The sequence below is a fragment of the Streptomyces sp. NPDC001920 genome (assembly GCF_053594495.1).
Genome location: NZ_JBSFEP010000006.1, coordinates 155,132 through 181,091, shown reverse-complemented (window position 1 = coordinate 181,091; position 25,960 = coordinate 155,132). Strand labels below are relative to the sequence as shown.

Below are 25,960 nucleotides of genomic sequence, written 5' to 3'. Positions count from 1 at the left end.
GAGGTTCAGCCGATCTGCGCGTTCTTGGAGACGGTGGTCTGGTCGATGTCGGAGGTGCGCACGGTCACGGCGATCTTCCACTCGCCCGCCATGGGGATCTGCACTCCGCTCGCCGACCAGTGTCCGGTGGCGATGTGGTCGGGGACGACGGGCAGCGGCCCGATGTCCTGGGCCTCCAGGGTGAAGGCGATCTTCACCTCCGGGATGTCGAAGGCGCGGCCGTTGGGCCGCTGGACGTAGACGTGCATCTCGTTGCCGCCCACGCGCGCGGGATCGAGGTCGATCCGTACGACGCCCTTGCCGTCCTCGCCGCCGGTGTCGAAGGACATGTCCAGGGTCAGCGCCCCCGACGACGACGCGTCGGCGGCAGCGGACGAGGCGGCCGCCTTGGCCTCCTCCTCCGTACGCCCCGGCTCGGTGGACGTCAGCATGGTGGTGACGGCGAGCAGGACGACGGCGACGCCCGCCTCGGCGAGCACGGAGCGGCGCAGTCCGAACCGGCTGGGGTCGGCGTCCCGCTGCCGCTTCAGCCGTGCCGCGTCGATGGCGTCCCGCTGCCGGGCGAGCTGGGCGGCACGCTCGGAGTCCTCGTCGTTCGCGCCGGCGGACGCGGTTGGCTCGGCGGAGGCGGACGCGGTGGGTTTCTCGGCTGAGGCCGAGGCGGTTTTCCGGGCAGAGGCAGAGGCAGAGGCAGAGGCGGCGGCCGAGGTGCTGGAACGGGCGGCGGCGTGCTGCTTCTCGCCCGCACCCACCTTCTCCCGGCCGACGCCGGCCGGGCTCTCCCCGCCGTCGTCGACCGCCTTCTCCCGCTCGCGGGTCTCCTGCTCGTCCCCGGCCCCGACCGCGTTCTCGGCCTCGACCTCGTCCCCGGCCCCGACCGCGTTCCCGGCCCCGACCTCGTCTCCGCCCCCGTCGGCGCCCGCCGCCTCCCGTGGGCTCGGCACCACCGTCTCCGCCAGCCGTGCCGTCCACCGCCGCGAGATCCACGCGATCCCGACGAGCAGGGCCACGAGCCCGATCTTGAGCAGCAGCAGCTGCCCGTACCGCGTACCGGTGAACGCCGACCAGGACCCGAGCTGCCGCCAGGACTGGTAGACGCCGGTCGCGACCAGCGTCAGCACGCTGCCGAACGCGACGTACGAGAACCGGCGTACGGCGCACGCCTCGACGGGCGTGTCCGCGGGCGCCCGGTAGAGGGCGACGAGCAGCGCACTGAGCCCACCGAGCCAGGCGGCGACCGCCAGCAGGTGGACGATGTCGACCGGCATCGCGATGCCGGCCTGCAGCCCGGTCGAGGCGTGCTCGGACATCGCCCAGCTCGCCGCGAGCCCCGCCGCCACGACGGTCCCGCCGATCGCGAGCCCGAAGGTCAGGTCCCGCTTCTCCTCTTCCTCGCGCTTGTCGTACGCCCCGAACAGGACGGCGATGAACAGTGCCGCCGCGGCGAGCAGCAGCAGCCGGGACACCAGCGCCGCGCCCGTCTTGGTCTGGAGGACCTGCCCGAGCAGCTCCAGGTCGAAGACGTCGCCGACTTCGGAGGTGGTGGTGTACGAGCCGCGCAGGAGCAGCAGGGCGAGCGTGGCGGCGGTCAGGGCCAGCCATCCGGAGACGACGAGCCGTTGCAGCGCCCGCACGCCCGATCCGCGCTGCCAGCAGGCCAGCACGAAGGCGGCGCCGCCGACCAGGACGATGAAACCGGCGTAGGACACGTACCGCCCGAAGCCGTAGATCCGGCCGACGAGTCCGCCGCCCGCCTCCTGATCGGAGACGGAGACGGTGGTCTGGGAGGGGGCGCCGATGGAGAAGGTGTAGGCGCCGGCGACGGGATGGCTGTCCTCGGACACCACCTGGTAGGTGACGGTGTACGTGCCGTCGGGCAGGCCGCTGTGCAGCTTCACGGCGTACGTGGTGCCGCTGAGGTTGGCCGGGTCGCCGCGGTCGATGCGCTTGCCCTTGGGATCGAGGACGCGCAGGGAGTCGTCGGAGAGGGCCACCTTCTCGGAGAAGGTCAGCGAGACCTGTTCCGGCGCCTTGTCCACCACCGCCCCCTGGCGTGGGTCGCTGCCGGTCAGCGCGGCGTGCGCGGAGACCGGTGCGGCACCGGTGAGCAACAGTCCGGCGGCGGCCAGGAGCAGCAGCACCAGGGTCCGGACGCGGGGGACGATGGTCTGGGTCAAGGCGATCTCTCCCTCAGTGTCCGGTCTTCGGGGTGTACGTCGCGGACTTCACCGGCATCTCGACGGTGACCGTGCCGGACTCGGCGAAGTGGAGCTTCACCGTCACTTTCCCGCCCTGCTTCGGCTTCCGCTTCAGCCTCTCGAACATCAGGTGGCTGCCGCCGCTTTCGAACACGAGCTGTCCGTGTGCGGGGACGTCGATGTCCTTGACCTCCTGCATCGAGGAGTCGACGGTCTCGTGGGTGGTCACGTCGCCGACGTCGCTGGTGACGGAGGTCAGTTCGTCCTTCGCGTCGCCGTCGTTGGTGATCGTCAGGAAGCCGGCCGCCATGGAGTCGGAGACCGGCTGCGGCATGTAGGCGCCGCTGACGGACAGCTCGGCGCCCGAGTCACCGGAACCGCATCCCGCCAGGACCAGGGCCGCGGCCGTCACCAGGGTCACGGGGGCGAGACGCCTCACGGCTTCTCCCCCTTGATCAGCTTGGGGAGGTCCTCGGTGTAGTCGCCGACCTCGGCGGCCTCGGTGTAGAGCACGTATCCGGCGTCGGTCCTCGGCGAGAAGGCGACGACCTGGGTGCCGTGGGTGGAGACCGTCTTGCCGCTCTTGTCCTTGTGCGGCGGGTCGATGGAGATGCCCAGGGTGCGGGCCCCGGCCTGGATGGTGTCGAAGGATCCGGTCAGGCCGACGACCTGCGGGTCGATGCCCTTGAGCCACTTGCCGAGCGCGGAGGCGGTGTCGCGTTCCGGGTCGGTGGTGACGAACACGACGCGCAGCTCGTCCTGTTCGGCCTTGGGCAGCTGCTTCTTGGCGACGGCGATGTTGTTCATCGTCAGCGGGCAGACGTCGGGGCAGTTGGTGTAGCCGAAGTAGATCAGCGTCGGCTTGCCCTCGGTCTCCTTGCGGAGGTCGTACTTCTTGCCGTGGGTGTCGGTGAGGACGAGGTCCGGCTTCTCGAACGGCTTGTCGAGGACGATGGCGGCCTTGTCGGAGTTCGGCTCCTCGGAGACCACGGTGACGGGCTGCTTGCCGTCGTCGCCGTTGCCGCAGGCGGAGAGGGTGAGGGTGGCGGCGGCGAGCAGGGCGGCCGCGGCGAGGGTCTTCGTGCGCATAGAAAGATGTCCCAGTGGTGAGAGCTCCGGCACGCGCCGGGGGTGTGCCCCGGCGCGCGCCGTGAACCGTAAGGGTCAGGCGTCGGTGCGCCGACGGCCTGCGAGCACGCCGTACGCCACGCCCAGCGCGCCCACGACGATGCCGACCACGCCGAGGACGCGGGCGGTGGTGTCGCTGGTGTCGGCGGGCTCGGCGGCGTCGGTCTTGGCGGAGGCGGCCTCGGCGTCCTTCGAGTCGGCGGCCTTGCCGGAGGAGGACGAGCCGTGGTGGCCCTCCTCGGCGGCGGACAGTTCGAGGACCGGCGCCGGGTTGTCGGGCTCCTCCTGGCCCTCCTGCGGCACCTCGATCCAGCGCACGACCTCCTTGTTGGAGTACGTCTGGATCGCCTTGAAGACGAGCTGGTCGGTGTCCTCGGGCAGGGTGCCGACGGAGACGGGGAACTTCTGGAAGAAGCCGGGCTCGATGCCCTTGCCGTCGGCGGTCCAGGTGACCTTGGTGACGGCCTCGGTGATCTTCTTGCCGTGCATCTCCAGCGGCTTGTCCAAGGTGTCCTTGGTGACGTCGGCCTTCCAGCCGGGGACCGGCTGCGGCATCACGGAGGCCAGCGGGTGATCCGTCGGGAAGGTCACCTCGAGCTTCGTGGTCGAGGCGTTGTCCCGCTCGTTGGGCACCTTGAAGTCGACGACCGCGTAACCGCCCTTGGCGGCCGTGCCCTCGGGCTGCACGCTGACGTGGGCGAAAGCGGGGACGGACAAGGCGAGAACGGCCGAGCCGGCGAGGGTTCCTGCGGCGGCGAGACGAAAGGCCTTCATGCTGAGCACTCCACTGTGACTGAGATCTGGATTCCGGTGGTGAAGAGGAGTACGCGTGCGCGGACGTGCCCGATCATGCGGAAAAGGCGGGAAAGGGCCGTTCCACGATCGAGACGCGGGTACGCGCGCGTGCCGCGCGACGGCGGCCCCTCGACCCCACGAAGTGGAGTGCTGGTCGCGTCGCGTCAGGCGGCGAGTACGAGTGCGGCGCCGGCCGGAGGGCCGCGCCTGATCACCGTGTGCTGAAGGGCGAGGGTGCGGGGCTCGGGCGGGCCGAACCACTCGCTGCGCGGGGCGCGCGGGCCCACCTCGGGCGCGCTCGGCAGCCCGGCGCGCAGGGCGCGCACCAGCGCGAGCGCCCCGCGCAGGGATCGTACGAACGCCCCCTCGGCGACCGTGTGCGCTGACAGCGCCGGCATCTCGGCGATCCGCAGCAGCGCCAGGTCCCCGCGGCGCAGCAGCCACCCCGCTGCGACCGCCGCGAGCAGGTGCGCGAGCACCATGGGCAGGGACGGCAGGAGCGAGGTGTAGGAGTCCGGGACGGTGGACATGGTGTCCGCCGCCCGGTGTGAGGCGTGTGTCCCCGTGACCGGCTGGAGCCGCGCCTCGGTGAGGATCCGCTGGGCCTGGGCGGGGCTGATCGCCGCCGCGGTGGTCCCGCAGACGAGTCGCGCGGCCTGCTCCACGAGCGCGGCGTCGGACAGGGAGGCCGAGGCCGACGCGGAGACCCCGGTGTTCGCCCCGTGCTGCCCGAGCCCGAAGAGTGTGTGCAGGACCGTCTGGCCGACCGCGAGCAGTCCCCCGATCCCCGCCAGCGAGCGCTCGCGCCCCGTGAACGGCACGGTGACCAGGAGGACCCCCAGGAACCCCGCGCCCAGTGTCCACAGCGGGATCGTGGCGCAGGAGCCCAGCACATGGCCCACCGCGGCCAGCACGACGCAGACCGCGGCGAACACCGCGGCCCGCAGTATCCGGAGATCGCTTCCGGAGCGCACCGTGTTCGGGTGGGGGGCAGTCATGGCGGGCTCATCATCGCACTGGCCCCATGACGGCCGTACGGCAGGTCCGCAAGACGACGTACGAGCTGTTCAGGGGGAAGAGAGGGTATAGAGGTCCGTACGACCGGAAGGTGACCCTGTGGTGTGGGCCGCCCCACATACACCGATTCATGCGTGGGCGCATCGACCATATGGGCGGCATCACGTCAATGATGTGCTTACAGCCGGGCACTCGCGGCAATACGTATCGGTATGTCGAGCCGCGGCCAGGAGGCTGGAGCATGAGCATCTGGTGGTCACTCCATCTGCGGCGGGAAGCCGCGAGCGTGCCGCTCGCCCGGCGGTTGCTGATCGGCACGATGGAGACCGCGGGGGTCGACCCCGATGTGTCGTACGACCTCTCCGTTGCCCTCAGCGAGGCCTGCGCGAACGCCGTCGAGCACGGCGGCGACACGGCACCCGACGGCTCCCCCCAGGCCTACCGCGTCACGGCCTATCTGGACGGCGAGAAGTGCCACATCGAGGTCGCCGACTCGGGCCCCGGCTTCACCGCCCCGCCCCTCACACCCCACCCGGTGCCCGCCGAGGCGGAGCACGGCCGGGGGCTCTGCCTCATCGAGGAACTCGCCGACCACGTCCAGATCGGCAACAAGCCGGGGCTGGGCGGGGCGGTGGTGAGCTTCGACAAGATCCTCAAGTGGAGAGAGGGCGCACCGCTGATGGCGGTGTAGTGGCTCGGAGGCGTCAGCCGCCGCAGGCGGAGCGGATCCGGTGGAAGGTGCTCAGATACCTCGCGTGGTACGACGCGCTGGTGATCCGCACGATCGCCTCGTCCGCCGAGCGCAACGACGACCCGGTCAGGTTGGCGCTGCCCGTGTAGACCCGCCAGGTGGTGCTGCCGTTGTAGTCGCCGTTGAGCAGGATCTGCTTGTTGTGCGGACGGACGTCGATCCCCGGCCCGTTGGGGATGCGGCATCGGCGGTGCCGGATCCCGGCGGCGTCCAGCCGGCTGGTGATCGCGGAGTCGCTGTCGGCGTACACGACGTCGATCCAGCAGCCCCGGCCGCGCAACTGCGCCAGTTTGTCCGCGACCTGGCGGCGGGAGCCGAAGAAGCTGTGCGTCAGGATGCGGATGCCGGTCCGGTGGCTCAGCCCGTCCGCGCCGGTGTAGGTGCACCCGACCTCGTCGAGGATGTTGACGACGGTGTCGGTGGCGGGGTTGTGGTACGACGTGTCGCCGCGCGGGAAGAAGAAGCCGCGGTAGGTCGAGCCGGTCGGGGTGGAGAAGTACGCGTCGTTGTCGCCGCCCGCGAGGGTGCGTCCCCGGCGGAGCCGGTCGTGGTACGAGACGTAGGCGTCGTACACCCTGCGGTCGGTGAAGGTGACGGCGTCGTTGAAGGACTCGACCTTGTACCAGTCGGAGAGGTTCGAGGACGTCTGGAAGACGACCCTGGAGTAGCTGGTGCCGTCGTCGAAGGGCCCGATCCGGGAGAAGACGAAGAACTTGTTGTGGTTGTAGGCGGGCCGGGGCGGCGCCACGGCCAGGCAGCCGCGCTGCACGTCGTCCACCCCGTCGGGGTCCTCGAACCGGTCGTCGCAGACGACCACCCAGGAGCGGGCGCCGGTGTCGGTGCCGAGCGCGGCCCGGAGCGTCCGGTAGGGGACGTTGCCGAACTCCGTGCCGTCGGGCCCCACATAGGTCGAGTCGTCCAGGACGAGCCGGACGTCGACGCCACGCCCGTGGGCGGCGATCAACGCGGTGGCGACCTCCTGGTCGGCGAACTCGTGCATGGAGCCACGGATCCGCGCCCCTGCCGGTGTGGCGTCGATCAGCCGGACGAGCTGGGTGAAGATCGCCTTGCGCTGGGCCGCGGTGCCCAGCGGGTCGTTGAACACGGGCCCGTTGACGACCGGCTTGGTCAGGGCCGCCGCGGGTGTCGCCCCGCCCAGGAGGAGCGCGCCCACCAGTGCCAGGACGGTGGTCACCGCGGGCAGCACCCGATGCGTGATCCGGGTCGGGCGCGGGCGGACAGGCGAACGGGTCATCGTCTTCGCACTCCTGGGCGGGGCGGGGAAGTGACCAGTTCTCTTTGCCCAGGAGAGCCGGGAAGCCACCGGAAGAGACGCGTTCGGGGTAACTCGCTGATCCCTACGGGTGAGGCCCCCGACGGGCGCAGGCGCTTCCCGCGCTCCTCGGTGGCCGCGAAGGACGGGGCCGCCGGGGCGCGGAGGCCAGGCACGGAACGGATCAGCGTGCCTCGGGCGGACGTCGAACGCGCTCGCCACGGCACGCGCGCGTGCCGCCAGGGAGGAGCGGGCGGGTCCGGACGCGGCGGGCGCACAGCCGTCGGCCGCTCCCGACACCGATACGCACGCGCGCGTGAAGTACACGGGGGAGAGCGGGGCTGCCCGCACGGGCGATGTTCACCGGCTCGCCGCCCGTCACGGCACGAGCTCCGGCTGCCCGGCCCGCTCCGCCGTCCGGCGACCGGCGGCACGGCGCGCCGCCGGTCCCATCGCGTACGACGCCGCCAGCATCGCCCCGCCCAGCAGCAGCCAGCCCGGTGTCCCCCACTCCACCAGCAAAGTCGTCAGCAGGAGCGGGCCGAGGGTGCGGGCGACCGTGACGCCGGTCCCGAACAGGCCCTGGTACTCGCCTACGCGCCCTTCCGGGGCCAGTTCGAACGACAGCTGCCACGAACCCGCCGACTGCCCCATCTCGGCGACCACTTGAAGCACCGACCCCAGCAGCAACACCCCGACGGCCACCCACAGGGAGGCCCCCGCGGACCACGCGAACACCACGCACGCGGCCAGCATCACCCAGCCCGCACGGCGCACCGCGCGCGTGGCCGTGGCCAGGCCCGTGACGCCGCGCGCGGCCCTGACCTGGAAGAGCACCACCGCACCGGTGTTCAGGACGAACAGCGCGGAGACCAGCCAGGCCGGGGCGTCCGTCCGCCGGGTGATCCACAGCGGCAGGACGAGACTGAGCAGCGGAAGCCGCAGCAGCAACACGGTGTTGAGCAGCGCGACCAGCGCGTACGGCCGGTCTCGCAGCGCACCGAGCCCCGCCTGCCGCCGGCTCGGCACCGGCGTCACGGCGGGCAGCCGGAGCAGCAGCCCCGCGCACACGAGGAAGCTGACCGCGTCCAGCGTGAACACCGCCAGATACGCCGTCCGTGTCCCGGCGTGCAACGCGAGCCCGCCCAGCCCCGCGCCCACCGCCAGGCCGGCGTTGAGCGTCGACTGAAGATGCGCCAGCAACCCGGTCCGCTCCCCGGAGGGCACCAGCCCCGCCAGCAGCGCCTGCCGGGCCGCCGCGAGCCCGGACTGCGCGGCGGCGTACGCGCACACGGCCGGCACGAACGGCACGAACCCCCGTACGACCGTGAAGGACGCCACCGCGAGCCCCGTCGCCAGGGCCAGCAGCACCGCCGTTCCACGCGGCCCGCGCCGGTCGGCGAGCCGTCCCAGCGGAACCCCGACCAGGGAGCCGACCGCCCAGCCGACCGTGAGCCCGAGACCCACGCGCGCGGGAGCGAGACCGACGACCTGGGTGAAGTACAGGGCCGACGTCGTGTAGAAGGCGCCGTCTCCGACCGAATTGCTCAACTGGGCCAGGGCGAGGACGCGTTGCGGACCGGCGGGTGGCAGGGCGCGGGATGTCATGCCACCGACGCTAGGGACCCGGTGGGCCCTTCGGCAGGCCCAATCACCATGCGTTTCAGTGGTCCAGTTCAGGTTCCTTCCAACACCCTCCCCAGCACCTCCAACGCCTCCGGGTACACCCGCTGCCGAGGCGTCCCGTACCCCACGACGAGCCCCTGCGGGCGTCCTTCGGCGCCCGGCGCATGCCAGTGCTCGCTCAGATGCCCCAGGGCGAGCCCTTCCTCCTCCGCCCGCGCCAGCACCCGCGCCTCGTCGTCGACCTCCACCAGCGCGTGCAGCCCGGCCGCGATCCCCCGGACCCGTCGGCGCGCCCCCAGCCGGTGCAGAAGCTGATCCCGGCGCCGCCGGTAGCGCAGCCGGCAGGCCCGCACATGCCGGTCGTAGGCATGGCTGTCGATCAGCTCCGCCAGCGCCAACTGGCCGATGGACTCGGTGTGATGGTCGCTGTGCAGCTTGGCGTCGGCCACCGCGTCGAGCAGCTGCGGCGGCAGCACCATCCACCCGAGCCGCAGCGCGGGCCCGAGCGTCTTCGAGGCCGTCCCCATGTACACGACCTGCCCCGGCGCCATGCCCTGCAGCGCGCCCACAGGTTGGCGGTCGTACCGGAACTCGCCGTCGTAGTCGTCCTCGACGAGCAGCCCGCCACGCGCGCGTGCCCAGTCGGTGAGCGCCCGGCGCCGCTCGGGGTGGAGCGTCACGCCGGTCGGGTACTGGTGCGCGGGTGTGACGACGACCGCCGCGCAGTCACGCCACTCCTGCGCGCGGGCACCCTTCGCGTCGACCCGCACGGGCACCACCACGCCCCCGTTCCGGCGCACCACGTCCCGATGGAACGGCAGCCCGGGGTCCTCCATGGCGACGACGCCGCCGTCCAGCACTCGCGTGAGCAAGGCCAGCCCCTGCACGTAACCGGAGGTGATCACGATCCGCTCCGGTGGCGCGATCACTCCACGCGCCCGCCCCAGGTACCCCGACAGCGCGGTCCGCAGTTCGATCCGCCCCCGCGGATCGCCGTAGTCGTACGCCAGTGACGGCGCCGTCGCGATCGCCCGCCGCATCGCCCGCAACCAGGCGGCCGCCGGAAACGCCCCCACGTCCGGACTCCCGGGCCGCAGATCGAAGCGCGGCGCACGCGCGCGTGCGGCGGCCTCGGGCGGCCCGGCGTCGTCGGCGGGTGGCAGCGCGGCGACCCGGGTCCCCGACCCCTGGCGAGCGGTCAGATACCCCTCGGCGACGAGCTGGTCGTAGGCGGCCTTGACGGTGTTCCGCGAGACGCCGAGCTCGGCGGCGAGCTGGCGGGTGGCGGGCAGCCGCTCCCCGGGCGCGAGCCGCCCGCCCCGCACGGCATCCCGCAGGGCCCGCTCAAGCCCCGCACGACGCCCTTCGACGGCGTCGGTCTCCAGGTGCAGGTCCACACAACCCCCTCTGGGGCGCGAGGAGCGCTCGACCGCCCCCCAGCACCCTCGGACCACGACGACGGCCGGGCACCCCTGCGGGTACCCGGCCGTCGATCCAGGATCAGCCCTTGAGAGAAGCCATCCAGCTCTCGACCTCGTCCGACCGCCGAGGCAGCCCGGCGCTCAGGTTCCGGTTGCCCTCGTCCGTCACCAGGATGTCGTCCTCGATGCGCACGCCGATCCCCCGGTACTCCTCCGGCACCGTCAGGTCATCGGCCTGGAAGTACAGACCCGGTTCCACGGTCAGCACCATGCCCGCCTCCAGTGTGCCGTCGACGTACGACTCCACGCGCGCGGCCGCACAGTCGTGCACGTCCATGCCGAGCATGTGCCCCGTGCCGTGCAGCGTCCAGCGGCGCTGCAGGCCGAGCTCCAGCACCCGCTCCACCGGCCCCTCGACGAGCCCCCACTCGACGAGCCGCTCGGCGAGCACCCGCTGCGCCGCGTCATGGAAGTCCCGGTACTTCGCGCCCGGCTTCACGGCCGCGATACCGGCCTCCTGGGCGTCGTACACGGCGTCGTAGATCTTCTTCTGGATCTCGCTGTAGCGGCCGTTGATCGGCAGCGTGCGCGTGACGTCGGCGGTGTAGTACGTGTGCGTCTCGACGCCCGCGTCGAGCAGCAGCAGGTCACCCGAGCGCACGGGGCCGTCGTTGCGCACCCAGTGCAGCGTGCAGGCGTGCGGGCCGGCGGCGCAGATGGAGCCGTAACCGACGTCGTTGCCCTCGACGCGCGCGCGGAGGAAGAAGGTGCCCTCGATGTAGCGCTCGGAGGTCGCCTCGGCCTTGTCGAGGACCTTCACCACGTCCTCGAAGCCCCGCACGGTCGAGTCGACGGCCTTCTGCAGCTCACCGATCTCGAAGTCGTCCTTGACCAGACGTGCCTCGGAGAGGAAGACCCGCAGCTCCTCGTCCCGCTCGGCGGTGACCTTGTCGGTCAGCGCGGCCTCGATGCCGGCGTCGTAGCCACGGACCACACGCACCGGACCCGTCGCCTCGCGCAGCTTGTCCGCCAGCTCGCGCACGTCGGACGCGGGGATGCCGTACAGCTTCTCCGCCTCGGTGAGCGAGTGCCGGCGGCCGACCCACAGCTCGCCCTGGCCGGAGAGCCAGAACTCGCCGTTCTCGCGGTCGGAGCGCGGCAGCAGGTAGATCGTGGCCTCGTGGCCCGTGCCCTTGGGTTCCAGGACGAGGACGCCGTCCTCGGTCTGGTTGCCGGTGAGGTACGCGTACTCGACCGACGCCCGGAACGGGTACTCGGTGTCGTTCGAGCGGACCTTCAGGTTGCCCGCGGGGATCACCAGACGCTCACCCGGGAACCGCGCCGACAGCGCGGCACGCCGCGCGGCGGTCTGGGCGGCCTGGGGGATCGGCTGCAGGTCGTGCAGCTCCGTGTCGGCCCAGCCGGACTTCATGTTCTCGGCGAGCTCGTCGGACACGCCCGGGTACAGGCCGTTCTTGCGCTGCTTGATCGGCTCCTCGGACTCGTCCGGGGTCTCCGGGTTCTCCGGGGTGAGCTCGTCGGCCACGGTCATCCTCCTCGATACGGCACTGGACCCTCTCCATCGTACGGTCGTACAGGAGAGGGCCCAGGGGCGAAGGACCGGTTGCCCGCCGCTGCTATGGCGCGGGTCACGGGCCTGTTATGGGTGCGTGGCCGGGGTGCGTGGCCGGGGTGCGTTGCCGAGGGCCGCTACTCGAAGCGCGCGGCCAGCAGCACGATGTCCTCCTCGCTGTCCGCCTGGTCCAGCCCGTTCGGCAGCACGGTCCGCAGGACGTGGTCGACGACGGCGTCGGGGTCGTGCCGGACCGCCCTCGGTACCCCGGCAGCCGCCGCGTGCAGGCGGGCGAACGCGCGGTCCGTGGCGTCGCCGGTGCGGTGCAGCAGTCCGTCGGTGTAGAGCAGAACCGTCTCTCCGGCCTCCGCCGTCAGCTCCACGCTCGGCGCCTCCCAGCAGGCCAGCATGCCCAGCGGCGCGGACACGGACGTCTCCACGAACTCCGTGCGCCGCTCCCCGATCAGCAGCGGTGGGGTGTGTCCGGCCCCGGCGAGCGTGAGCTTGCGCAGGGAGGGCTCGCAGTAGGCGAACAGGGCGGTGGCGGAGCGGGCGGGTTCGGTGAGTCTGAGCAGCAGTTCCAGGTCGGACAGGACCGCGACCGGATCCTCGCCCTCCATGACGGCGTACGCCCGCAGGCTGGCCCTGAGTCGCCCCATCGCGGCCACCGCGCTGGGGCCGGAGCCGGTCACCGAGCCGACGGCCAGGCCGAGCGCGGCGTCCGGCAGCGGCAGCGCGTCGTACCAGTCGCCGCCTCCGCGCGGCCCGCTGCGGTGCCGGGCGGCCAGCTGGACGCCGGCCATGCGCGGCAGCCGGGAGGGGAGCAGTTCCTCGGCCATCGTCTTCATGCACGCGCGCGTGCGCTCGACGTCGAGGAGCCGCGCCAGGTGCTCGGTGGCATAGCGGACGTACAGGCCGACGAGGTGGCGGCGGCGTTCCGCCGGTTCGGCGGGCTCGTCGTACAGCCAGACGGCGGCGCCGAGGCGGCCGGCGCCCTCGGCGGACAGGGGGAGGGTGTAGCTCGCGGCGTAGCCGAGGCGTGCGGCCACCTCGCGGTGGCGGGGGTCGAGGCCGTCCTCGGAGAGCAGATCGGGCTGGGCGATCTCGGTGTCACCGCCCGGCAGCCCGTCCAGGATCCTTCCGTACGATGTCGCGCTGCGCGGGACGGTCTCGATGTGCCCGAGGTCGGCGCGGGCGAGGCCGAGCCCGATGGTCGTGTCGGGACCGAGTCCGTCGGCCGGTTCCAGCACGACGAGACCGCGCCGGGCGCCCACGAGGGCGGAACCGGCGCGTAGGAGTTCCTGCAGGGCTTCGGCGAGGGAGTCGGTGCGGGCCAGGCGTTCGGTGAGTTCGTGAAGGGTCGTGAGATCGGAGACCCAGCCGGCGAGCCGGTCCTGGAGGAGGGCTCCGGGAGCGTTCGGCGCGGGGACCGACGAGGTGGTCGCGGGCGCGGGCGCGACAGTGTGTGCGGGCGAGGGAACCGCCGAATCGATTCCGGCCACTTTCGAAGGGTGAGGGGCGTTCATGGCGTCCGGCTTTCCGACCGGTGCGTATTGCTCAGAAGCATCGCAAACCCCCATGTCATTCTGCGCCGCCAGCAGTGTCTCCACATGTACACGCACTCGTGAGGGGATGTCCAGCATTGTCCTGCTGGGATTCCTGGTGTCCGTGGGTGACCGGAGTAGTCGTCTCGGACCTCTTGCGTAAAGGCAAAGTTGGCTTAAAACTGCCTCAGGGAACGGGGTATTGCGGTCGACTGGTTTCGCTCCACGGAGCGTCACAACGGTCGTGATGGGTACGTACTCGGTGAAGGCCAGGGGTGGTTGACGACCACCCGGAACCTGGTGACGGACCCGGGCGTCTTAGCCACCGACGACCGTGCCCCATCCTCCCGCGGCGGAGGCGACGAGAAATACGGGGGACGGCAAAACGCCAGACTTCGCCACCCCACGCCACGCCCATGCTTTTGATAGACGCAGTATGGACGAGGCTGCCGCGGAAGCAGCCGACGCTCGGCCCATAGGGGTTTCCCTTGCTCGTGGCAGGGGTGTGATGCGCCAACAGGTACGCACAGTGAAGTGATCGACACATGATGTGATGTGGACCACGGTGTTGCCAGCGGTGCAACGGAAAGGAACGAGCGCTCATGCGCGAGATCCTCGGAAGGCGACGCAGGCTCCTGCGTGGCGACGGCAAGCCTGAGTTGATCAGCGCGGCCCTGACCTACGCGACGCAATGGCGCTGGCCCGTACTCCCGGGCGTGACGACCCACCCGCAGGGACACTCCCGCTGCGGCTGTCCCGACCCGGAGTGCACGGTGCCCGGCGCGCACCCCTTCGACCCCGCTCTCCTCGCGGCGACCACCGACGAGCGCATGGTGCGCTGGTGGTGGACCAACCGCCCCACGGCGCCGATCATCCTCGCCACCGGCGGCACGGCTCCCTGCGCGGTCAGCCTCCCCGCCCTGCCGGCCGCGCACGCGCTCACCGCGCTCGACCGGATGGGCATGCGCCTCGGCCCGGTCGTCGCCTCGCCCTCGCGCTGGGCGATCCTGGTGAAGCCGTACTCGATGGAGCAGCTCGGCGAACTGCTGTACGCCAAGGACTTCGTCCCTGGTTCCCTCCGCTTCCACGGTGAGGGCGGCTATCTCGCCCTGCCCCCGTCCGAGACGGGCCAAGGCGCCATCAGCTGGCAGCGCGCCCCGCTGCCCGGTTCGGCCTCACCTTGGGTGCCGGATGTGGAGGCCGTGGTGGACGCGGTGGTCGAGGCCCTCACTCGTACGGGTGTGAGCGCACCCGAGTTGTAGGGGTCTCCGGCGCGCGCGGAAGGGCGCACGCACGCGTGGTCGTTATCTTCCGCTGTATGCCGCGTCACGCTGAGACCCGCCGCCCGGGCTCTGGAAAAGTTCGTCTGCTTGCCCTCACCGGGGTCGTGGTGTGCGCGGTCGCGCTGCCGCTGGCCGTGGCGTCCGCAGGATCCGTGGGCAAGGAGGAGCGCACCCAGGGCCATACGTCACGCAAGGCCGAGCGCCCTTCGGCCCGTCCCTCCCCCGCCGTCGACGCCAAGGCGCCCTCCGCCGAGCCCGGCGACTCCCCGCTGCTGCTCGGCCTGGGCCTGGCCACCGCCGCCCGCTGCGGCCCCGAACTCACCTCGCCCGAGGGCATCGAGGCACAGACCTGCGTCCTCACCCAGGGCAAGGAGACCTGGGCACGCACCTACTTCCGCAACGCGACCGGCGGTGCGCTGGACTCCGTGCTGAGCCTCATGGGGCCAGAGGGGCGCACGGTGCAGATGCGGTGTGCCGGTAGCGCCGAGGACGAGCCGGCGACGTGTGAGACGCCCCGGCAGCGCACCCGGGGGAAGCCGGACGCCTACACGGCGGTCGCCGAGTTCGCGACGCGGGCCGGTACCGGGCCGCTGCTGCTGCGCTCGGCGAGCAACTCCGAGCCGGACAATTCCGGGGCTGCCACGGGTGGTTGACATCCGGCGTCGTTCCGTAAACAACCACGCACATGGAAAGACCCGGTTGCTGGCGACGGGGGATGCACCAGCAACCGGGCTAATGGAACGGTAACAAGAGATCGGCGGTTCGCAAATTCGATCCCGCCTTTCCAGTCACGGATTCCCTTGCTCCACAGGGGAGTTGTGATCGGACTCACCTCTCCCGCGCGGCCGGTTCGGCTGAACGGTCGGTCAGCCGAACCCCGCTCCGCGCCGCTCCTCAGCTGAGCGTGACCTGCCGGTTGGTCAGGCCGCCACGCGCGCGCCGCTCGTCCGTGGTCAGCGGAGCGTCCGTGGCCAGTGCCGCGGCGAGGCGCTCGGCGAACTCGGCCGCCGGCTTCTCCACGTCCTCCGCCGAGACGCCGCTCGGCAGGTCCCAGACCGGCACCGTGAGGCCGTGAGCGCGGAAGGAGCCGACGAGCCGGGTGCCTTCACCGAGGCTGGACCTGCCCGCCGCGTGCAGTCGCGCCAGGGCGTCCAGAAGCTGCTCCTCGGGATGCGGCATGACCCAGCGCAGGTGGTTCTTCTCCGGCGTCTCGCACCAGTAGGCGGCGTCCACGCCGGTCAGCTTCACGGTCGGGATGGCCGCGGCGTTGGCCCGCTCCAGCGAGGCGGCGACCTCCGCAGTGGCGTTCTCCGCGTCCGGGACCCAGAACTCGAAGCCCGAGTGCACAACTGGCTCGAACGCGCCTTCGGGGTCCAGCAGATCCTGCAGTCGCGGGCCGTCGGCCGGGGCGCGGCGGCCCTGGATCGGTGTACCGGGCTGGGCGGCGAGAGCCTGCTGCAGGGTATCGGCGAGGTCGCGGCTGATGTCGCCGGACGCCGTGTCGTTCTGCAGGCCGAGCAGGACCGAGCCGTCGTCGCGTCGCAGGGCGGGCCAGGCCATCGGCAGGACGGTGGCGAGGGTGACGGACGGGACGCCCTCGGGAAGGCCGCCCTTCAGGGCCAGTTCGACGGTGGCCGCGGGCACCAGTTCACGCAGGGCCACCCAGTCGCACTCGCTCGGCAGCCCCTCGAACGGTCGCTGCACCAGCTCGGTCACCGCCTGCGCGGCGGCCCTGCCGTGGCAGGCCTTGTAGCGGCGGCCGCTGCCGCAGGGGCAGGGCTCACGCGCGCCGACCACCGGAAAGTTCCCGTCAGCGGCACCCGCGCGGGCTGCATCGCTGAGCTGCGGGCGCTTGGCCTTGGTCTGGGGTCGCTTCTTGGCCATCGTGGGTGTCTCCCGGTTACGGCTCGTCTCGTACGGCGCGAGCCTAGCCGTTCGCGTCAGCACGGACGGGAGCCTGTGGACAACCCGCGTCTCGTGCCGGAGCCGGACCGGTGTGGAACACGGGCCGCGCGCCCGCCGGGTCGCCGCACACCCGTGTCTGCCACCGGAAACGCGGACGAGGGAACCGGTGCGCTCAGTCCAGGTCGTCGAAGGCGTCGGCGAAGTCGAGGCCCGATATCGCGGCGACGGCCGGTGCTGCGACGCGCGTAGCGAAGTCGTCGCGGCGGTGCCCGGCATCCGGATCATGAACGTCGTCGTGGACCACGACCCACACGGTGACCTCGCCCCGGGCGTCGTCCCGGACACCCCAGTCGTCCGCGAGGGCGGTGACGATGTTCAGCCCACGGCCGCCGTGCGCGGTGACCGAGGGCGTGGCCGGAGCAGGGCGGGTTGGTCCGCCTCCGTCCGTCACCTCCACGGTGAGCCTGCCGCTCGCGTCCACGCGCCATGCGGCCCGGACGTCGCCGTCCCCGGCGAGCGCGTCGCCCAGCGGCCGGCCGTGTTTGCAAGCGTTGCTCAAGAGTTCGGAAAGAATCAGTACGGCATCGTCGATGACCGATTCCGCCACCCCGCCCCTGCGCAACTGAGTGCGCATACGGTGTCTCGCTTCCCCCACGCCCGCAGGGCCATGGGGTACGGCCATGCTCGACGACGTGGGCACCTCCTGTGCCACCACCAACGCCACCCCCGAGACCTCCTTTGCCCCACGCCACGGTGTGGATGCCCCATTGGCCTGTACCGGAAACCGGCCATTCAAGGTCCGGCGACGCATTCACAACGATCGAATACGCAGCGAACGCGCCGGAGCACTCCCCGTAATCGAGATGGCTGGAACTCGATGGTGTGGCTGAGAGTGGAGGATGAGGCTGATGGGGCCGCGGGGTCAATAGATTGCGCAGGGATTGATGAGGTTTTAGGGGTTTCCCTGTGTGCTGTTCCCGCCCACGGCCCGCCTCACTGCCCGCCGCGACAGCCGTCGGCGGGTGTCAGCGTCCGAGCCGGCGCAGCACCGCGCGCGGGCGGTTGGTGATGATGGCGTCGACGCCGAGCTCGGCGCAGAGGTCGACGTCCTGCGGCTCGTTCACGGTCCACACGTGCACCTGGTGACCCGCGCGCTTCAGGCGCTCCACGTAGGTCGGGTGGTTGCGCACGATCCGGATCGAGGGACCCGCGATGTGGACGCCCGCGGGCAGTCGTCCGTCCCGCAGCCTCGGCGAGACGAACTGCATCAGGTAGACCGTCGGCAGGGTCGGCGAGGCGGCGCGTACGCGATGCAGCGAGCGCGCCGAGAAGCTCATCACGCGCACCGCCGACTCCTCGGGCGAGGCGGGGGCGTCCAGTCCGAAACGCTTCAGCAGGACCAGCAGCCGCTCCTCGACCTGCCCCGCCCACCGGGTCGGGTGCTTGGTCTCGATGGCCATCTCCACCCGCCGCCCGGCGTCGGCGACGAGCTCCAGCAGCCGCTCCAGGGTGAGGACGGAGGTGTCCTCGGGGTCCTCCGGCCGGACCTCCCAGTCGGGCTCCTCGGTGCGGTTGATCCAGGAGTCGCGGTTCTTGCGGGAGCCGAAGTCCAGCGCGGCGAGTTCGGCGAGTTCCAGGGCGGAGACCGCGCCGCGCCCGTTGGACGTACGGTTGACGCGTCGGTCGTGGACGCACACGAGGTGGCCGTCCGCGGTGAGGCGTACGTCGCACTCAAGGGCGTCCGCGCCGTCCTCGATCGCCTTCTTGTACGCGGCCAGGGTGTGCTCGGGAGCGTCTTCGGAGGCTCCGCGGTGGGCGACGACTCGGATCTGGTGCTGCCGTGCTTGGGTCACCGCGTCATGGTGCCACCGCATGGGGGTAGACGTGCGACCGGAGGAGTCGCGAGGGCGCTGGGATTGTGCCCGTTTAGTCGCAGATAACCGATATAAAGATTGGCCGCGGACGCACAGCGACCGCTTATGGTGCTCTGACGGCCCGTGGGAAAAGCTGACGGCATACATAAATGGCAGGCACAGCTGAAACGCGCCGACCGCCGCAGAAGAAAATGGCAAGCGTGAACGGGCGTGACCGAGTGCGACCGAAGACAACAGCCGTGGATCGAGGAGAGAAGCTGTGAGCACCGAGAACGAGGGCGCCGCGGTACCCCCGGCCCCGTCCGCACCCCCCGTGCCGGTGGATGCTCCCGCTGCTCCGGCGTCCCAGGAGCGCCCGGTTCCCGAGGGCGGTGCCGCCCCGACCGCTCAGCTCCCGCCGGTGCCCGACAGCGCCCCGGCGAGTCCCGAAGGCGCCCCGGCGGGCGGGCACGGCGCCCCACCGTACGCCGCTCCGACCGCATCGAACGGAACTCAGCCGCCCGCCCACCAGGGCTCGGCCCCCGACGCCTCCTGGCCGCCCCCGCCGCCCGCCGCCATGCCGACGTACGCCGACCACGGTGCCGTCGCAGGCGGTGCGGGCATGGGCGGGGGTGCCGGCTCAGGCTGGGGCAGCACCTACCAGCAGCCGGCGCCGAAGTCCGGCCGCGGGCGCGGTGGTCTGCTCGCCGCGGTCCTCATCGCCGCGCTGGTCGCCGGCGGGCTGGGCGGTGGCCTCGGCTACACCCTGGCCAAGAACGACGACAGCACCTCCTCGACGACCGTCTCCGCCTCCGACAGCGGCGGCTCCGTCAAGCGCGACCCGGGCACCGTGGCGGGCGTGGCCGCCAAGGCGCTGCCCAGCACGGTCACGATCCAGGCCGAGAGCAGCAGCGGCGAGGGTGGCACCGGCACCGGCTTCGTCTTCGACACCGAGGGCCACATCGTCACCAACAACCACGTGGTGGCCGACGCGGTCGACGGCGGCAAGCTCACGGCGACGTTCCCGAGCGGGAAGAAGTACGACGCCGAGGTCGTCGGGCACGCGCAGGGCTACGACGTGGCGGTCATCAAGCTCAAGAGCGCCCCCTCCGACCTCAAGCCGCTCACCCTGGGCGACTCCGACAAGGTGGCGGTCGGCGACTCCACGATCGCGATCGGCGCCCCCTTCGGCCTCTCCGACACGGTCACCACCGGCATCATCAGCGCCAAGAACCGCCCCGTGGCCTCCAGCGACGGCACCGGCAGCAACGCCTCCTACATGAGCGCCCTGCAGACGGACGCCTCGATCAACCCCGGAAACTCCGGCGGCCCGTTGCTGGACGCGCAGGGCAACGTCATCGGCATCAACTCCGCGATCCAGTCCGCCGCCAACGGCCTCGGCGGCACCAGCCAGTCCGGCTCGATCGGCCTCGGCTTCGCCATCCCGATCAACCAGGCCAAGTACGTCGCCCAGGAACTGATCAAGACCGGCAAGCCGGTGTACGCGAAGATCGGTGCCTCCGTCTCCCTGGAGGACAGCAGCGACGGCGCCAAGATCACCGAGCAGGGAGCCGGTGGATCGGACGCGGTCGAGGCGGGCGGCCCCGCCGACAAGGCCGGTCTCAAGCCGGGCGACGTCATCACCCAGCTCGACGACCGGGTGATCGACTCCGGCCCGACCCTGATCGGCGAGATCTGGACCCACAAGCCCGGCGACAAGGTCACGCTCACCTACGAGCGGGACGGCAAGTCCCGCACGATCGAACTCACCCTGGGCGCCCGCACGGGCGACAGCTGACGCCACGGCACGCGCGCGTACGCCGGGTACCGACAGGACCGCCCCGTACGCGCGCGTGCCCTGCGCCCGCCGGCCCCCTACGGCACCCGCCCGACCGCTCGCCTCCCGGCCGCACGGCCCTCGATTCCGCGGGGCCGCTGAACCCCGTGCGCACCACACACCCCGCGCAAGCCGGCCCTGTCGCGTAGTGGATCAGTGCGTGGGGACCAGGCGACCAAGGGCGAGCAGGAAGCAACGGGGTCCAGCCTGAGCGCCCGTTCTTGCCCCGGCCGGAGTGCCTCCGGTCACTGTCCCGAAGACGCGCAGGTCAAAGGCGGATGATGACAAGGGCGATGTCGTCGGGGGCGCCATCGGCGACATCGAGCCGGGCCAGCAGTGCGTCGGCCAGCAGGTCTGGGGAGAGGGCCTGGTCCTGGGCCAGGGCTGTGCTCAGGCGCTCGATGCCGGTGTCGATGTCCTCGTCGCGGCGCTCGATGAGGCCGTCGGTGTACAGCACGAGGGTGTCTCCCTGGGCGTAGCCGACCCCGGCCTGGGGGCGGGGAACATGGTGCTCGCGTGCGCCCAGTGGCGGATCGGTGGCCTTGTCCAGCAGTTCGCAGGTCCCGTCGGAGTGGAGCAGGACCGGCGGTGGGTGCCCGGCGTTGCTGTAGACGATCAGCTTGCTGCGCGTGTCGATGAGGACCTTGACCGCGGTGGCGGCCATCGCGCCGTCCACGGAGCGGGCGTACAGGCCGAGGATTTCCAGGGCCTGGGCGGGGCTGGGGATGGCGCGGATGACGGCGCTCAGGGCGCTGCGGAGCATGCCCATGACGGCTGCGGCGGGCAGACCGTGGCCGACGACGTCTCCGACCGCCACGGCGTAGCGGTCAGGTGGCAGGTCGACGACGTCGTACCAGTCGCCGCACACGTTCAGTGACGCGGTCGCCGACAGGTAGCGCACGGCGATGTTGCTGTGCCGGTCCAGGTCGGGGACGGAGAGCATGGCTTCCTGCAGGGTGACGGCGACCTGCTGTTCGCGGGCGTGGGCCTGTCGCAGTTCCTGGTTCAGCCGGTCCAGCTCGCGGGCCCGCGCGTACAACTCGGCTGCCGGGCCCTTCGCCTGCTCGGTCAACCCCTCGCTGCACTGCCGTGTCCGGGGTGAGTGAACGAAGGCGGTGACGTCCTCTACCTGTTGGATGATCCATTTCACTTTGCCGTCAGGTCCCGCGAGCGGGGTGTGGATCACGGACCACCATCGCTCCTCGAACCCGTCCGGCTGGTCGGGGCGCGGAAGGTCGTACCGCTCCAGCACCGCGGTTTCCGGCTCCCCGGTGTCCAGAAGCCGGAGCAGTGACGCCTTCAGGTTCCGTTCTGCTTCGTCGTGGATTCCTGGGTTTTCCGGCAGGGCGTCGAAGAAGTACTTCCCGACCAACTCATCCTCGGTCCGGCCGACGGTCCTCAGGCATGCCGGGTTGACGTAGCGAATCACCAGGTCCGTGTCCAGCACCAGGTACGGGCTTGGGGTGGCGTCGAAGAACGCCGTGAAGTCGATGTCCGCTGTCATCGCGCGCTCTCCCGGTTGACGAGCGCGGCTGCCTGCTCTGTCAATCTACGGGGGATCCGGGGTCCGCGCTCGTCCGCCTTCCTCCGACCTGCGTCGCGACCCCGATCGGCCCGCACGGGCGAGGTTGAGCCTCAGACACGCCGACTGGAAGCGAAAGCGTCAACGGCCGAGCGATCGTGCGAAGCGGCACTCCGGGCTACCGCACCGACACAGCAGGTTTCATATGACCACCTCCGTCCTCGCCAGGCGATACGGAGCCGGGCGGGTGACGATGGAGGGGAACGATCCGCTTCCGCTGTTTCCGGAAGGGTGAGTTGGTATGACCTCCTCCTCCGATTCGGGCTCAGGCACGGGCACTGCGCACCCGTACGGCACCGAGCCACGAGACGCCTCCTTGGGCGGAAGCCTGGTGGCCTTGGGGAACATGGGCTGGCAGATCCTGCTCACCGCGGGCCTGGCTGCCATCGCCCTTGGCGTCATGGTCCTTGCCTGGCCGGGAGAGACGCTGCGGGTCGTCGGTGTGCTCTTCGGTATCTATCTGCTGGTCATCGGTGTCTTCCAACTGGCCGCCGCCTTCGGCACGCACATCCCCGGGCATCTTCGGGCGCTGCATTTCGTCACGGGTGCGCTCTTGGTCCTGCTCGGGCTGATCTGCTTCCGCGACACGATGCAGTCGATCCTGCTGCTCGCCCTGTGGATCGGTTTCAGCTGGCTGCTGCGCGGGACCATGGTGACGGCTACGGCCGCCTCCGCCCCGGACACGCCGGCGCGGGGATGGATGCTGTTCACCGGGATCATCGGCATGCTGGCGGGCGTCGTACTGATCGTGTCGCCGTTCGACTCGGTCGGCGCGCTGACCCTGGCCGCGGGCATCATGGCCATCGTCTTGGGGGTCGTCGAGGTGTTCCACGCCATCAGGATGCGCATCGATGTCGGCCATCTCGCTTCCGGGACCACTGCCAAGCGGCGGCCTGCGTTCCGCTCCCAACCGCACCTGCAGCACTGATCGCGTCGGGAGACTCCGGCCGCCCCGCTGCCGCAGGCGTCCGCCGTACGGGACAGACGTCCGCGGCAGAGGGCATCTGCCCGGCTGTCCGCAGCGCACAGAGGTGCCCCGGTCGGCGCTGCTCGTACCGCCGCCGCGCCGTCAGGAGGCGGCGATGCCTTCCTGCGTCACTCGGATGGTCGCAGACTGCCCGGAACGGTGAGAGTGGGTGTGCTGATGGCTGGTGCTCGGACACATGCCCGGGTGGTGGTCGTGACGAACCCGCGCTCGGGCGGCGGCAAGACCGCTCGTTACGGCCTCGTGCAGCGGGCCGAGGACATGGGAGCCCAGGTCTGGATGACCGGCGCGGAGCGGGACGCTGCGTCACTTGCGAGGGGCGCTGTGCGGGACGGGGCGCAGGTGCTGGGGGTGGCGGGCGGCGACGGCACCGTGTCGGCGGTCGCCGCGGTGGCCGCCGACGAGGGGCGGCCGCTGGTCGTGGTCCCGGCGGGCACCCGGAACCACTTCGCCCGGGACCTCGGCCTCGACCTCCGCGATCCGGGGCGGGCGCTGGACGCCCTGGTCGACGGTGAACCCACGCAGGTGGACCTGGGGGTGCTCGGCTCACGTGTCTTCGTCAACAACGTCTCTTTCGGCATGTACGCCGACGCCCTGCTGGAGCCTGGCTACCGGGAGGACAAGCCGCGCGCGTTCGCCACGGTGGCGCCCGACTATCTCAAGGGCAAGCAGTGGGTCGAGGCCCGGGTGGACACCCCCACGGGGACCGTCGAGTTCCCGCAGGTGGTGCTGATCTCCAACAACCCCTACCACCTGGCCACACCGCGCTGGCTGGGGCGCCGCTTCTCCCTCACCACGGGACAGCTGGGCGCCGTTGTCCTCAAGCGGCCGACGCAGGCACCCCCGGATCTTCTGCGGCACCTGCGCGACGAACTGCGACAGCACAAGCGCGGTGCCGGCCCGGTGGGCGAAGGAGCTGTCGTCTGGTCGGCTCCCGGCGTCACACTGCACGGTGACGTGCGACACCTGGACGCGGGCGTCGACGGCGAAGCGGTGCGGCTTCCTCTCCCCGTCGTGTGCGCAATCCGGCCGGGCGCCCTGCGTGTGCTGCTGCCGAAGGACCGGCCGGGGATCCCGCCGGAGCACGCAGTGCGCCATGGAAGGCTGCTTTGAGACGGCTGCGGCTGCCGGCCGGGATCTGGCTGCGTCTCCGCGTTCGCAGTGGAGAGGAAGGGCTTGTCACTGTCGGCAGGGCGGCCTTGGCCTCACCGGGTGGCCGGTGCACCGCCCGAACCGCTTGCCTGACGAGCTCGCGCACAGGCGAACGGGAGAACGCGGCCACTACTCGCCTGCCATGGGGCCCCGGCAGGCGAGCATGGAATCAGCGCCTGCGGACCCCGTGTGGACCATGCCCTCCGCGAACCGCGCCGGGCCGGTACGCTGTACCCGCTCCGCCCCTGGTGGGCCGGGGCGAGGTGGGTTGCCCGAGCGGCCTAAGGGAACGGTCTTGAAAACCGTCGTGGCGCGAGTCACCGTGGGTTCAAATCCCACACCCACCGCAGGTGAACGGCCCCTGACCAGCTGAATCGGTCAGGGGCCGTTGCGCTGCGCGGTACCTTCTCACCACCGTGGTTCCCCGTGACTTCCCGCACGATCGGGCACGGATGGGGCACGCCCCCTCCGATCCGCAGCTCCGTGAGGATCGGTCGGTGACAGTCATACCGGTCGCGCTGTGGACTTGGAGACGGGCCACGGTGTTGGCGTAGCGCTGGCGCGGGCAGGATGGCGGTGGTGCCGTTGCGTGAATCTCGGGGGATCTTGGCTCAGCAACAGGACAGGCACGGACATCCCGTCCCTTTCGACATCAGAGATGTGCCAGAAGAGGTTTCCCAAGCCATCCCTCTCATGACACCTCACACCAGGGCAGCTTGCCACTCGGCACCGGCTGGACGGCGAGGCTGGACTCTCAGCTCGGGAAGCTGCGATCATTTGGGGCCGGTTCGGGCGCTGACCTGGCCGAACTGCCTGGACGGGGTCGCGCCGGCCTCGGCAGCTTTCACCGTGATTCCCCGGTGTTCCCCGCTCGATCTGGTGCGCTAGTGGCGCAGGCCTCCCCCAGACCACGAGTGGGGGCAACCCGCTCCGTGGGGCATTCCACTGTCCGGGCGAATGTCAGGCAGCAGAGCGGACAAACTGTGCGCAGTACTGGTTGCCGCACCGAGCGCCTCGAATGTGTGGCGTGCCTGACGCAGGCTGAGGTCGTGGCCGCCGCGCATCACGTGTACGTCTTGCTCGTTATGGTCGTCGCCCTCCTTGCAGGCTGATCTGGCGGTGCCACTTGTCTAACACCTCTGTGTCCCGAACTCCCTGGATGGTCATAGAAGTCTGGAGGGCTGGCATGACGGCCGACACGCCTTTGCTCCCTAAGCGCAGTCCAGTAAATGATCTACGGGCGTTGACTGGCATGCTCGTCCGCCGGGTAGGTCGGCGATGCCGAGGTTCAGTTCTGGTTCACCGGCCAGAGTGCAGCCGGGTCGCAGTGGGAAGGGCAAGCCAGCAGATAGACCTCGTTGCTGAGGAAGAGCCCGTAGGTGTCGGCACCGATGCTGTAGGGCTGCTCTGGTTGGCCCGGGTGGACGGCGAATTCCATACCCTCCGGTACCTGGCAGAGGTACACCAGATCGGCGCCGCACGCGCATCGGTAGAACTCGGGGTCTTGCGCCCAGGACGGCGTACCGCCCACTTTGAATGTCTGGGCCCCCAGCCCTCGCGCGTTGGGGTTGTCCACGAAGGGGCGCAGGGTCAGCGGTAGGGCGTACAGGGATGGTTCGGAATCCGCCGCGGGTAGCGTCGCGTGGCGCTGGAGCAGCAGGCTCCAGAACGGACCCGGATAGGGCGGCTGTGGAGCGTCCCAATACCGGGGCACGAGCCGGCCGTCAGTCAACTGCGGGTCGGATGCGTCGTTGTGCGCGCGGCACTGAAAGACCAACAGGTGATCTCCGCCGAAAGGTTCCAGGTCCGGGGGGATATCGAGCTGGAAGAACAGGACCATCCGCTCGCCGCAGAAACACACCGGCCACTCCTGGTCCTCGTCGAGGAAGGGCCAGCCGCCCACCGAGTTCCGCGTCGGCCGGGCCAAAGGCTCGATGCCGACCTCGATCGCGTGCGCAGGCAGCCCCGCCCGCACATCCCGCGCATCAGCTTCGACCATCCGCTCACTCTAGGGGCTGCCGGATGACTGCTGACCGC

At 71.0% G+C, this 25,960-nt stretch carries 21 protein-coding genes and 1 tRNA gene; 7 read left to right on the top strand and 15 right to left on the bottom strand.

Features of this window, described 5'->3' with window-relative positions:
• Positions 1-5: 5 nt before the first annotated feature.
• The 5 genes from ACWCPI_RS12340 to ACWCPI_RS12320 form a co-directional block, all read right to left on the bottom strand.
• Positions 6-2,177: a copper resistance CopC/CopD family protein gene (locus ACWCPI_RS12340; RefSeq protein ID WP_451038061.1), complete on the bottom strand. Its 2,172-nt coding sequence runs from the start codon at positions 2,175-2,177 to the stop codon at positions 6-8.
• A 13-nt stretch (positions 2,178-2,190) separates the two neighbouring features.
• Entirely contained in the window at positions 2,191-2,637 is a 447-nt protein-coding gene (locus ACWCPI_RS12335) for a copper chaperone PCu(A)C (protein ID WP_451038060.1), read from the bottom strand.
• Complete coding sequence (locus ACWCPI_RS12330; RefSeq protein ID WP_451038059.1) at positions 2,634-3,287, bottom strand: SCO family protein; 654 nt, start codon at positions 3,285-3,287, stop codon at positions 2,634-2,636. Before ACWCPI_RS12330 ends, ACWCPI_RS12335 begins: the two co-directional genes overlap by 4 nt.
• A 75-nt stretch (positions 3,288-3,362) precedes the next feature.
• Complete coding sequence (locus ACWCPI_RS12325) at positions 3,363-4,100, bottom strand: YcnI family copper-binding membrane protein (RefSeq protein ID WP_451038058.1); 738 nt, start codon at positions 4,098-4,100, stop codon at positions 3,363-3,365.
• A 185-nt stretch (positions 4,101-4,285) separates the two neighbouring features.
• Positions 4,286-5,119 carry a hypothetical protein gene (locus ACWCPI_RS12320; RefSeq protein WP_451038057.1) on the bottom strand — a complete coding sequence of 278 codons (834 nt, stop codon included), beginning with the start codon at positions 5,117-5,119 and terminating at the stop codon, positions 4,286-4,288.
• Between the two features lie 260 nt (positions 5,120-5,379).
• On the opposite strand from ACWCPI_RS12320, the gene ACWCPI_RS12315 reads away from it, so the two are divergent.
• Positions 5,380-5,829, top strand: coding sequence for an ATP-binding protein (locus ACWCPI_RS12315; RefSeq protein ID WP_388803215.1), 450 nt, complete (start codon positions 5,380-5,382; stop codon positions 5,827-5,829).
• Between the two features lie 13 nt (positions 5,830-5,842).
• Here the strand turns inward: ACWCPI_RS12315 and ACWCPI_RS12310 are convergent, their stop codons facing one another.
• From ACWCPI_RS12310 to ACWCPI_RS12290, 5 genes are all read right to left on the bottom strand, one after another.
• Positions 5,843-7,144, bottom strand: a complete 1,302-nt coding sequence (locus tag ACWCPI_RS12310) for a phospholipase D-like domain-containing protein (protein ID WP_451038056.1) — start codon at positions 7,142-7,144, stop codon at positions 5,843-5,845.
• A 396-nt stretch (positions 7,145-7,540) separates the two neighbouring features.
• Positions 7,541-8,770: an MFS transporter gene (locus ACWCPI_RS12305; protein ID WP_451038055.1), complete on the bottom strand. Its 1,230-nt coding sequence runs from the start codon at positions 8,768-8,770 to the stop codon at positions 7,541-7,543.
• Positions 8,771-8,838: 68 nt separating this feature from the next.
• Complete coding sequence (gene pdxR / locus ACWCPI_RS12300; protein ID WP_451038054.1) at positions 8,839-10,185, bottom strand: MocR-like pyridoxine biosynthesis transcription factor PdxR; 1,347 nt, start codon at positions 10,183-10,185, stop codon at positions 8,839-8,841.
• Positions 10,186-10,288: 103 nt separating this feature from the next.
• A complete protein-coding gene (locus ACWCPI_RS12295) occupies positions 10,289-11,755 on the bottom strand; it encodes an aminopeptidase P family protein (RefSeq protein ID WP_451038053.1) in 1,467 nt (488 codons plus the stop codon).
• Between the two features lie 164 nt (positions 11,756-11,919).
• Complete coding sequence (locus ACWCPI_RS12290) at positions 11,920-13,425, bottom strand: PP2C family protein-serine/threonine phosphatase (RefSeq protein ID WP_451038052.1); 1,506 nt, start codon at positions 13,423-13,425, stop codon at positions 11,920-11,922.
• 503 nt (positions 13,426-13,928) lie between these two features.
• Here ACWCPI_RS12290 and ACWCPI_RS12285 point away from each other — a divergent pair.
• Together ACWCPI_RS12285 and ACWCPI_RS12280 are read left to right on the top strand one after the other, a co-directional pair.
• Positions 13,929-14,588, top strand: a complete 660-nt coding sequence (locus ACWCPI_RS12285) for a bifunctional DNA primase/polymerase (RefSeq protein ID WP_019757995.1) — start codon at positions 13,929-13,931, stop codon at positions 14,586-14,588.
• A 56-nt stretch (positions 14,589-14,644) separates the two neighbouring features.
• The gene (locus ACWCPI_RS12280; RefSeq protein ID WP_451038051.1) at positions 14,645-15,262 is read left to right on the top strand and encodes a hypothetical protein; all 618 of its coding nucleotides are present in this window, start codon (positions 14,645-14,647) and stop codon (positions 15,260-15,262) included.
• 241 nt (positions 15,263-15,503) lie between these two features.
• On the opposite strand, the gene ACWCPI_RS12275 is transcribed toward ACWCPI_RS12280, so the two are convergent.
• The 3 genes from ACWCPI_RS12275 to ACWCPI_RS12265 all read right to left on the bottom strand — a co-directional run bounded on the left by ACWCPI_RS12275 (position 15,504) and on the right by ACWCPI_RS12265 (position 18,367).
• On the bottom strand, positions 15,504-16,493 hold the full coding sequence (locus ACWCPI_RS12275; protein WP_451038050.1) for a DUF5926 family protein: 990 nt from the start codon (positions 16,491-16,493) through the stop codon (positions 15,504-15,506).
• Positions 16,494-16,686: 193 nt separating this feature from the next.
• Positions 16,687-17,325 (bottom strand): ATP-binding protein, encoded by a 639-nt coding sequence (locus ACWCPI_RS12270; RefSeq protein WP_451038049.1) that lies wholly within the window; start codon positions 17,323-17,325, stop codon positions 16,687-16,689.
• 214 nt (positions 17,326-17,539) lie between these two features.
• Positions 17,540-18,367 (bottom strand): glycerophosphodiester phosphodiesterase, encoded by an 828-nt coding sequence (locus ACWCPI_RS12265; RefSeq protein ID WP_451038048.1) that lies wholly within the window; start codon positions 18,365-18,367, stop codon positions 17,540-17,542.
• 280 nt (positions 18,368-18,647) lie between these two features.
• Here ACWCPI_RS12265 and ACWCPI_RS12260 point away from each other — a divergent pair, with 280 nt between their 5' ends.
• Complete coding sequence (locus tag ACWCPI_RS12260) at positions 18,648-20,165, top strand: trypsin-like peptidase domain-containing protein (RefSeq protein ID WP_451038047.1); 1,518 nt, start codon at positions 18,648-18,650, stop codon at positions 20,163-20,165.
• Between the two features lie 307 nt (positions 20,166-20,472).
• Here ACWCPI_RS12260 and ACWCPI_RS12255 read toward each other — a convergent pair whose 3' ends face one another.
• A complete protein-coding gene (locus ACWCPI_RS12255) occupies positions 20,473-21,708 on the bottom strand; it encodes a SpoIIE family protein phosphatase (RefSeq protein ID WP_451038046.1) in 1,236 nt (411 codons plus the stop codon).
• Between the two features lie 319 nt (positions 21,709-22,027).
• Between ACWCPI_RS12255 and ACWCPI_RS12250 the strand changes: the two genes are divergently transcribed.
• The 3 genes from ACWCPI_RS12250 (at position 22,028) to ACWCPI_RS12240 (ending at position 24,270) form a co-directional block, all read left to right on the top strand.
• Complete coding sequence (locus ACWCPI_RS12250; RefSeq protein WP_451038045.1) at positions 22,028-22,714, top strand: HdeD family acid-resistance protein; 687 nt, start codon at positions 22,028-22,030, stop codon at positions 22,712-22,714.
• Positions 22,715-22,966: 252 nt separating this feature from the next.
• Entirely contained in the window at positions 22,967-23,884 is a 918-nt protein-coding gene (locus ACWCPI_RS12245) for a diacylglycerol/lipid kinase family protein (protein WP_451038044.1), read from the top strand.
• A gap of 301 nt (positions 23,885-24,185) precedes the next feature.
• Positions 24,186-24,270, top strand: a tRNA-Ser gene (locus ACWCPI_RS12240).
• A 941-nt stretch (positions 24,271-25,211) separates the two neighbouring features.
• Here the strand turns inward: ACWCPI_RS12240 and ACWCPI_RS12235 are convergent.
• Entirely contained in the window at positions 25,212-25,922 is a 711-nt protein-coding gene (locus ACWCPI_RS12235) for a hypothetical protein (RefSeq protein ID WP_451038043.1), read from the bottom strand.
• Between the last annotated feature and the right edge of the window lie 38 nt (positions 25,923-25,960).

What these genes read in the sequence shown, in the direction of transcription:
- ACWCPI_RS12330 (WP_451038059.1), bottom strand. Translation starts at nt 3,287, where the DNA reads ATGCGCACGAAGACCCTCGCCGCGGCCGCCCTGCTCGCCGCCGCCACC.
- ACWCPI_RS12325 (WP_451038058.1), bottom strand. Translation starts at nt 4,100, where the DNA reads ATGAAGGCCTTTCGTCTCGCCGCCGCAGGAACCCTCGCCGGCTCGGCC.
- ACWCPI_RS12320 (WP_451038057.1), bottom strand. Translation starts at nt 5,119, where the DNA reads ATGACTGCCCCCCACCCGAACACGGTGCGCTCCGGAAGCGATCTCCGG.
- ACWCPI_RS12315 (WP_388803215.1), top strand. Translation starts at nt 5,380, where the DNA reads ATGAGCATCTGGTGGTCACTCCATCTGCGGCGGGAAGCCGCGAGCGTG.
- ACWCPI_RS12310 (WP_451038056.1), bottom strand. Translation starts at nt 7,144, where the DNA reads ATGACCCGTTCGCCTGTCCGCCCGCGCCCGACCCGGATCACGCATCGG.
- ACWCPI_RS12305 (WP_451038055.1), bottom strand. Translation starts at nt 8,770, where the DNA reads ATGACATCCCGCGCCCTGCCACCCGCCGGTCCGCAACGCGTCCTCGCC.
- ACWCPI_RS12290 (WP_451038052.1), bottom strand. Translation starts at nt 13,425, where the DNA reads ATGCTGGACATCCCCTCACGAGTGCGTGTACATGTGGAGACACTGCTG.
- ACWCPI_RS12285 (WP_019757995.1), top strand. Translation starts at nt 13,929, where the DNA reads ATGCGCGAGATCCTCGGAAGGCGACGCAGGCTCCTGCGTGGCGACGGC.
- ACWCPI_RS12280 (WP_451038051.1), top strand. Translation starts at nt 14,645, where the DNA reads ATGCCGCGTCACGCTGAGACCCGCCGCCCGGGCTCTGGAAAAGTTCGT.
- ACWCPI_RS12275 (WP_451038050.1), bottom strand. Translation starts at nt 16,493, where the DNA reads ATGGCCAAGAAGCGACCCCAGACCAAGGCCAAGCGCCCGCAGCTCAGC.
- ACWCPI_RS12270 (WP_451038049.1), bottom strand. Translation starts at nt 17,325, where the DNA reads ATGCGTCGCCGGACCTTGAATGGCCGGTTTCCGGTACAGGCCAATGGG.
- ACWCPI_RS12255 (WP_451038046.1), bottom strand. Translation starts at nt 21,708, where the DNA reads ATGACAGCGGACATCGACTTCACGGCGTTCTTCGACGCCACCCCAAGC.
- ACWCPI_RS12250 (WP_451038045.1), top strand. Translation starts at nt 22,028, where the DNA reads ATGACCTCCTCCTCCGATTCGGGCTCAGGCACGGGCACTGCGCACCCG.
- ACWCPI_RS12235 (WP_451038043.1), bottom strand. Translation starts at nt 25,922, where the DNA reads ATGGTCGAAGCTGATGCGCGGGATGTGCGGGCGGGGCTGCCTGCGCAC.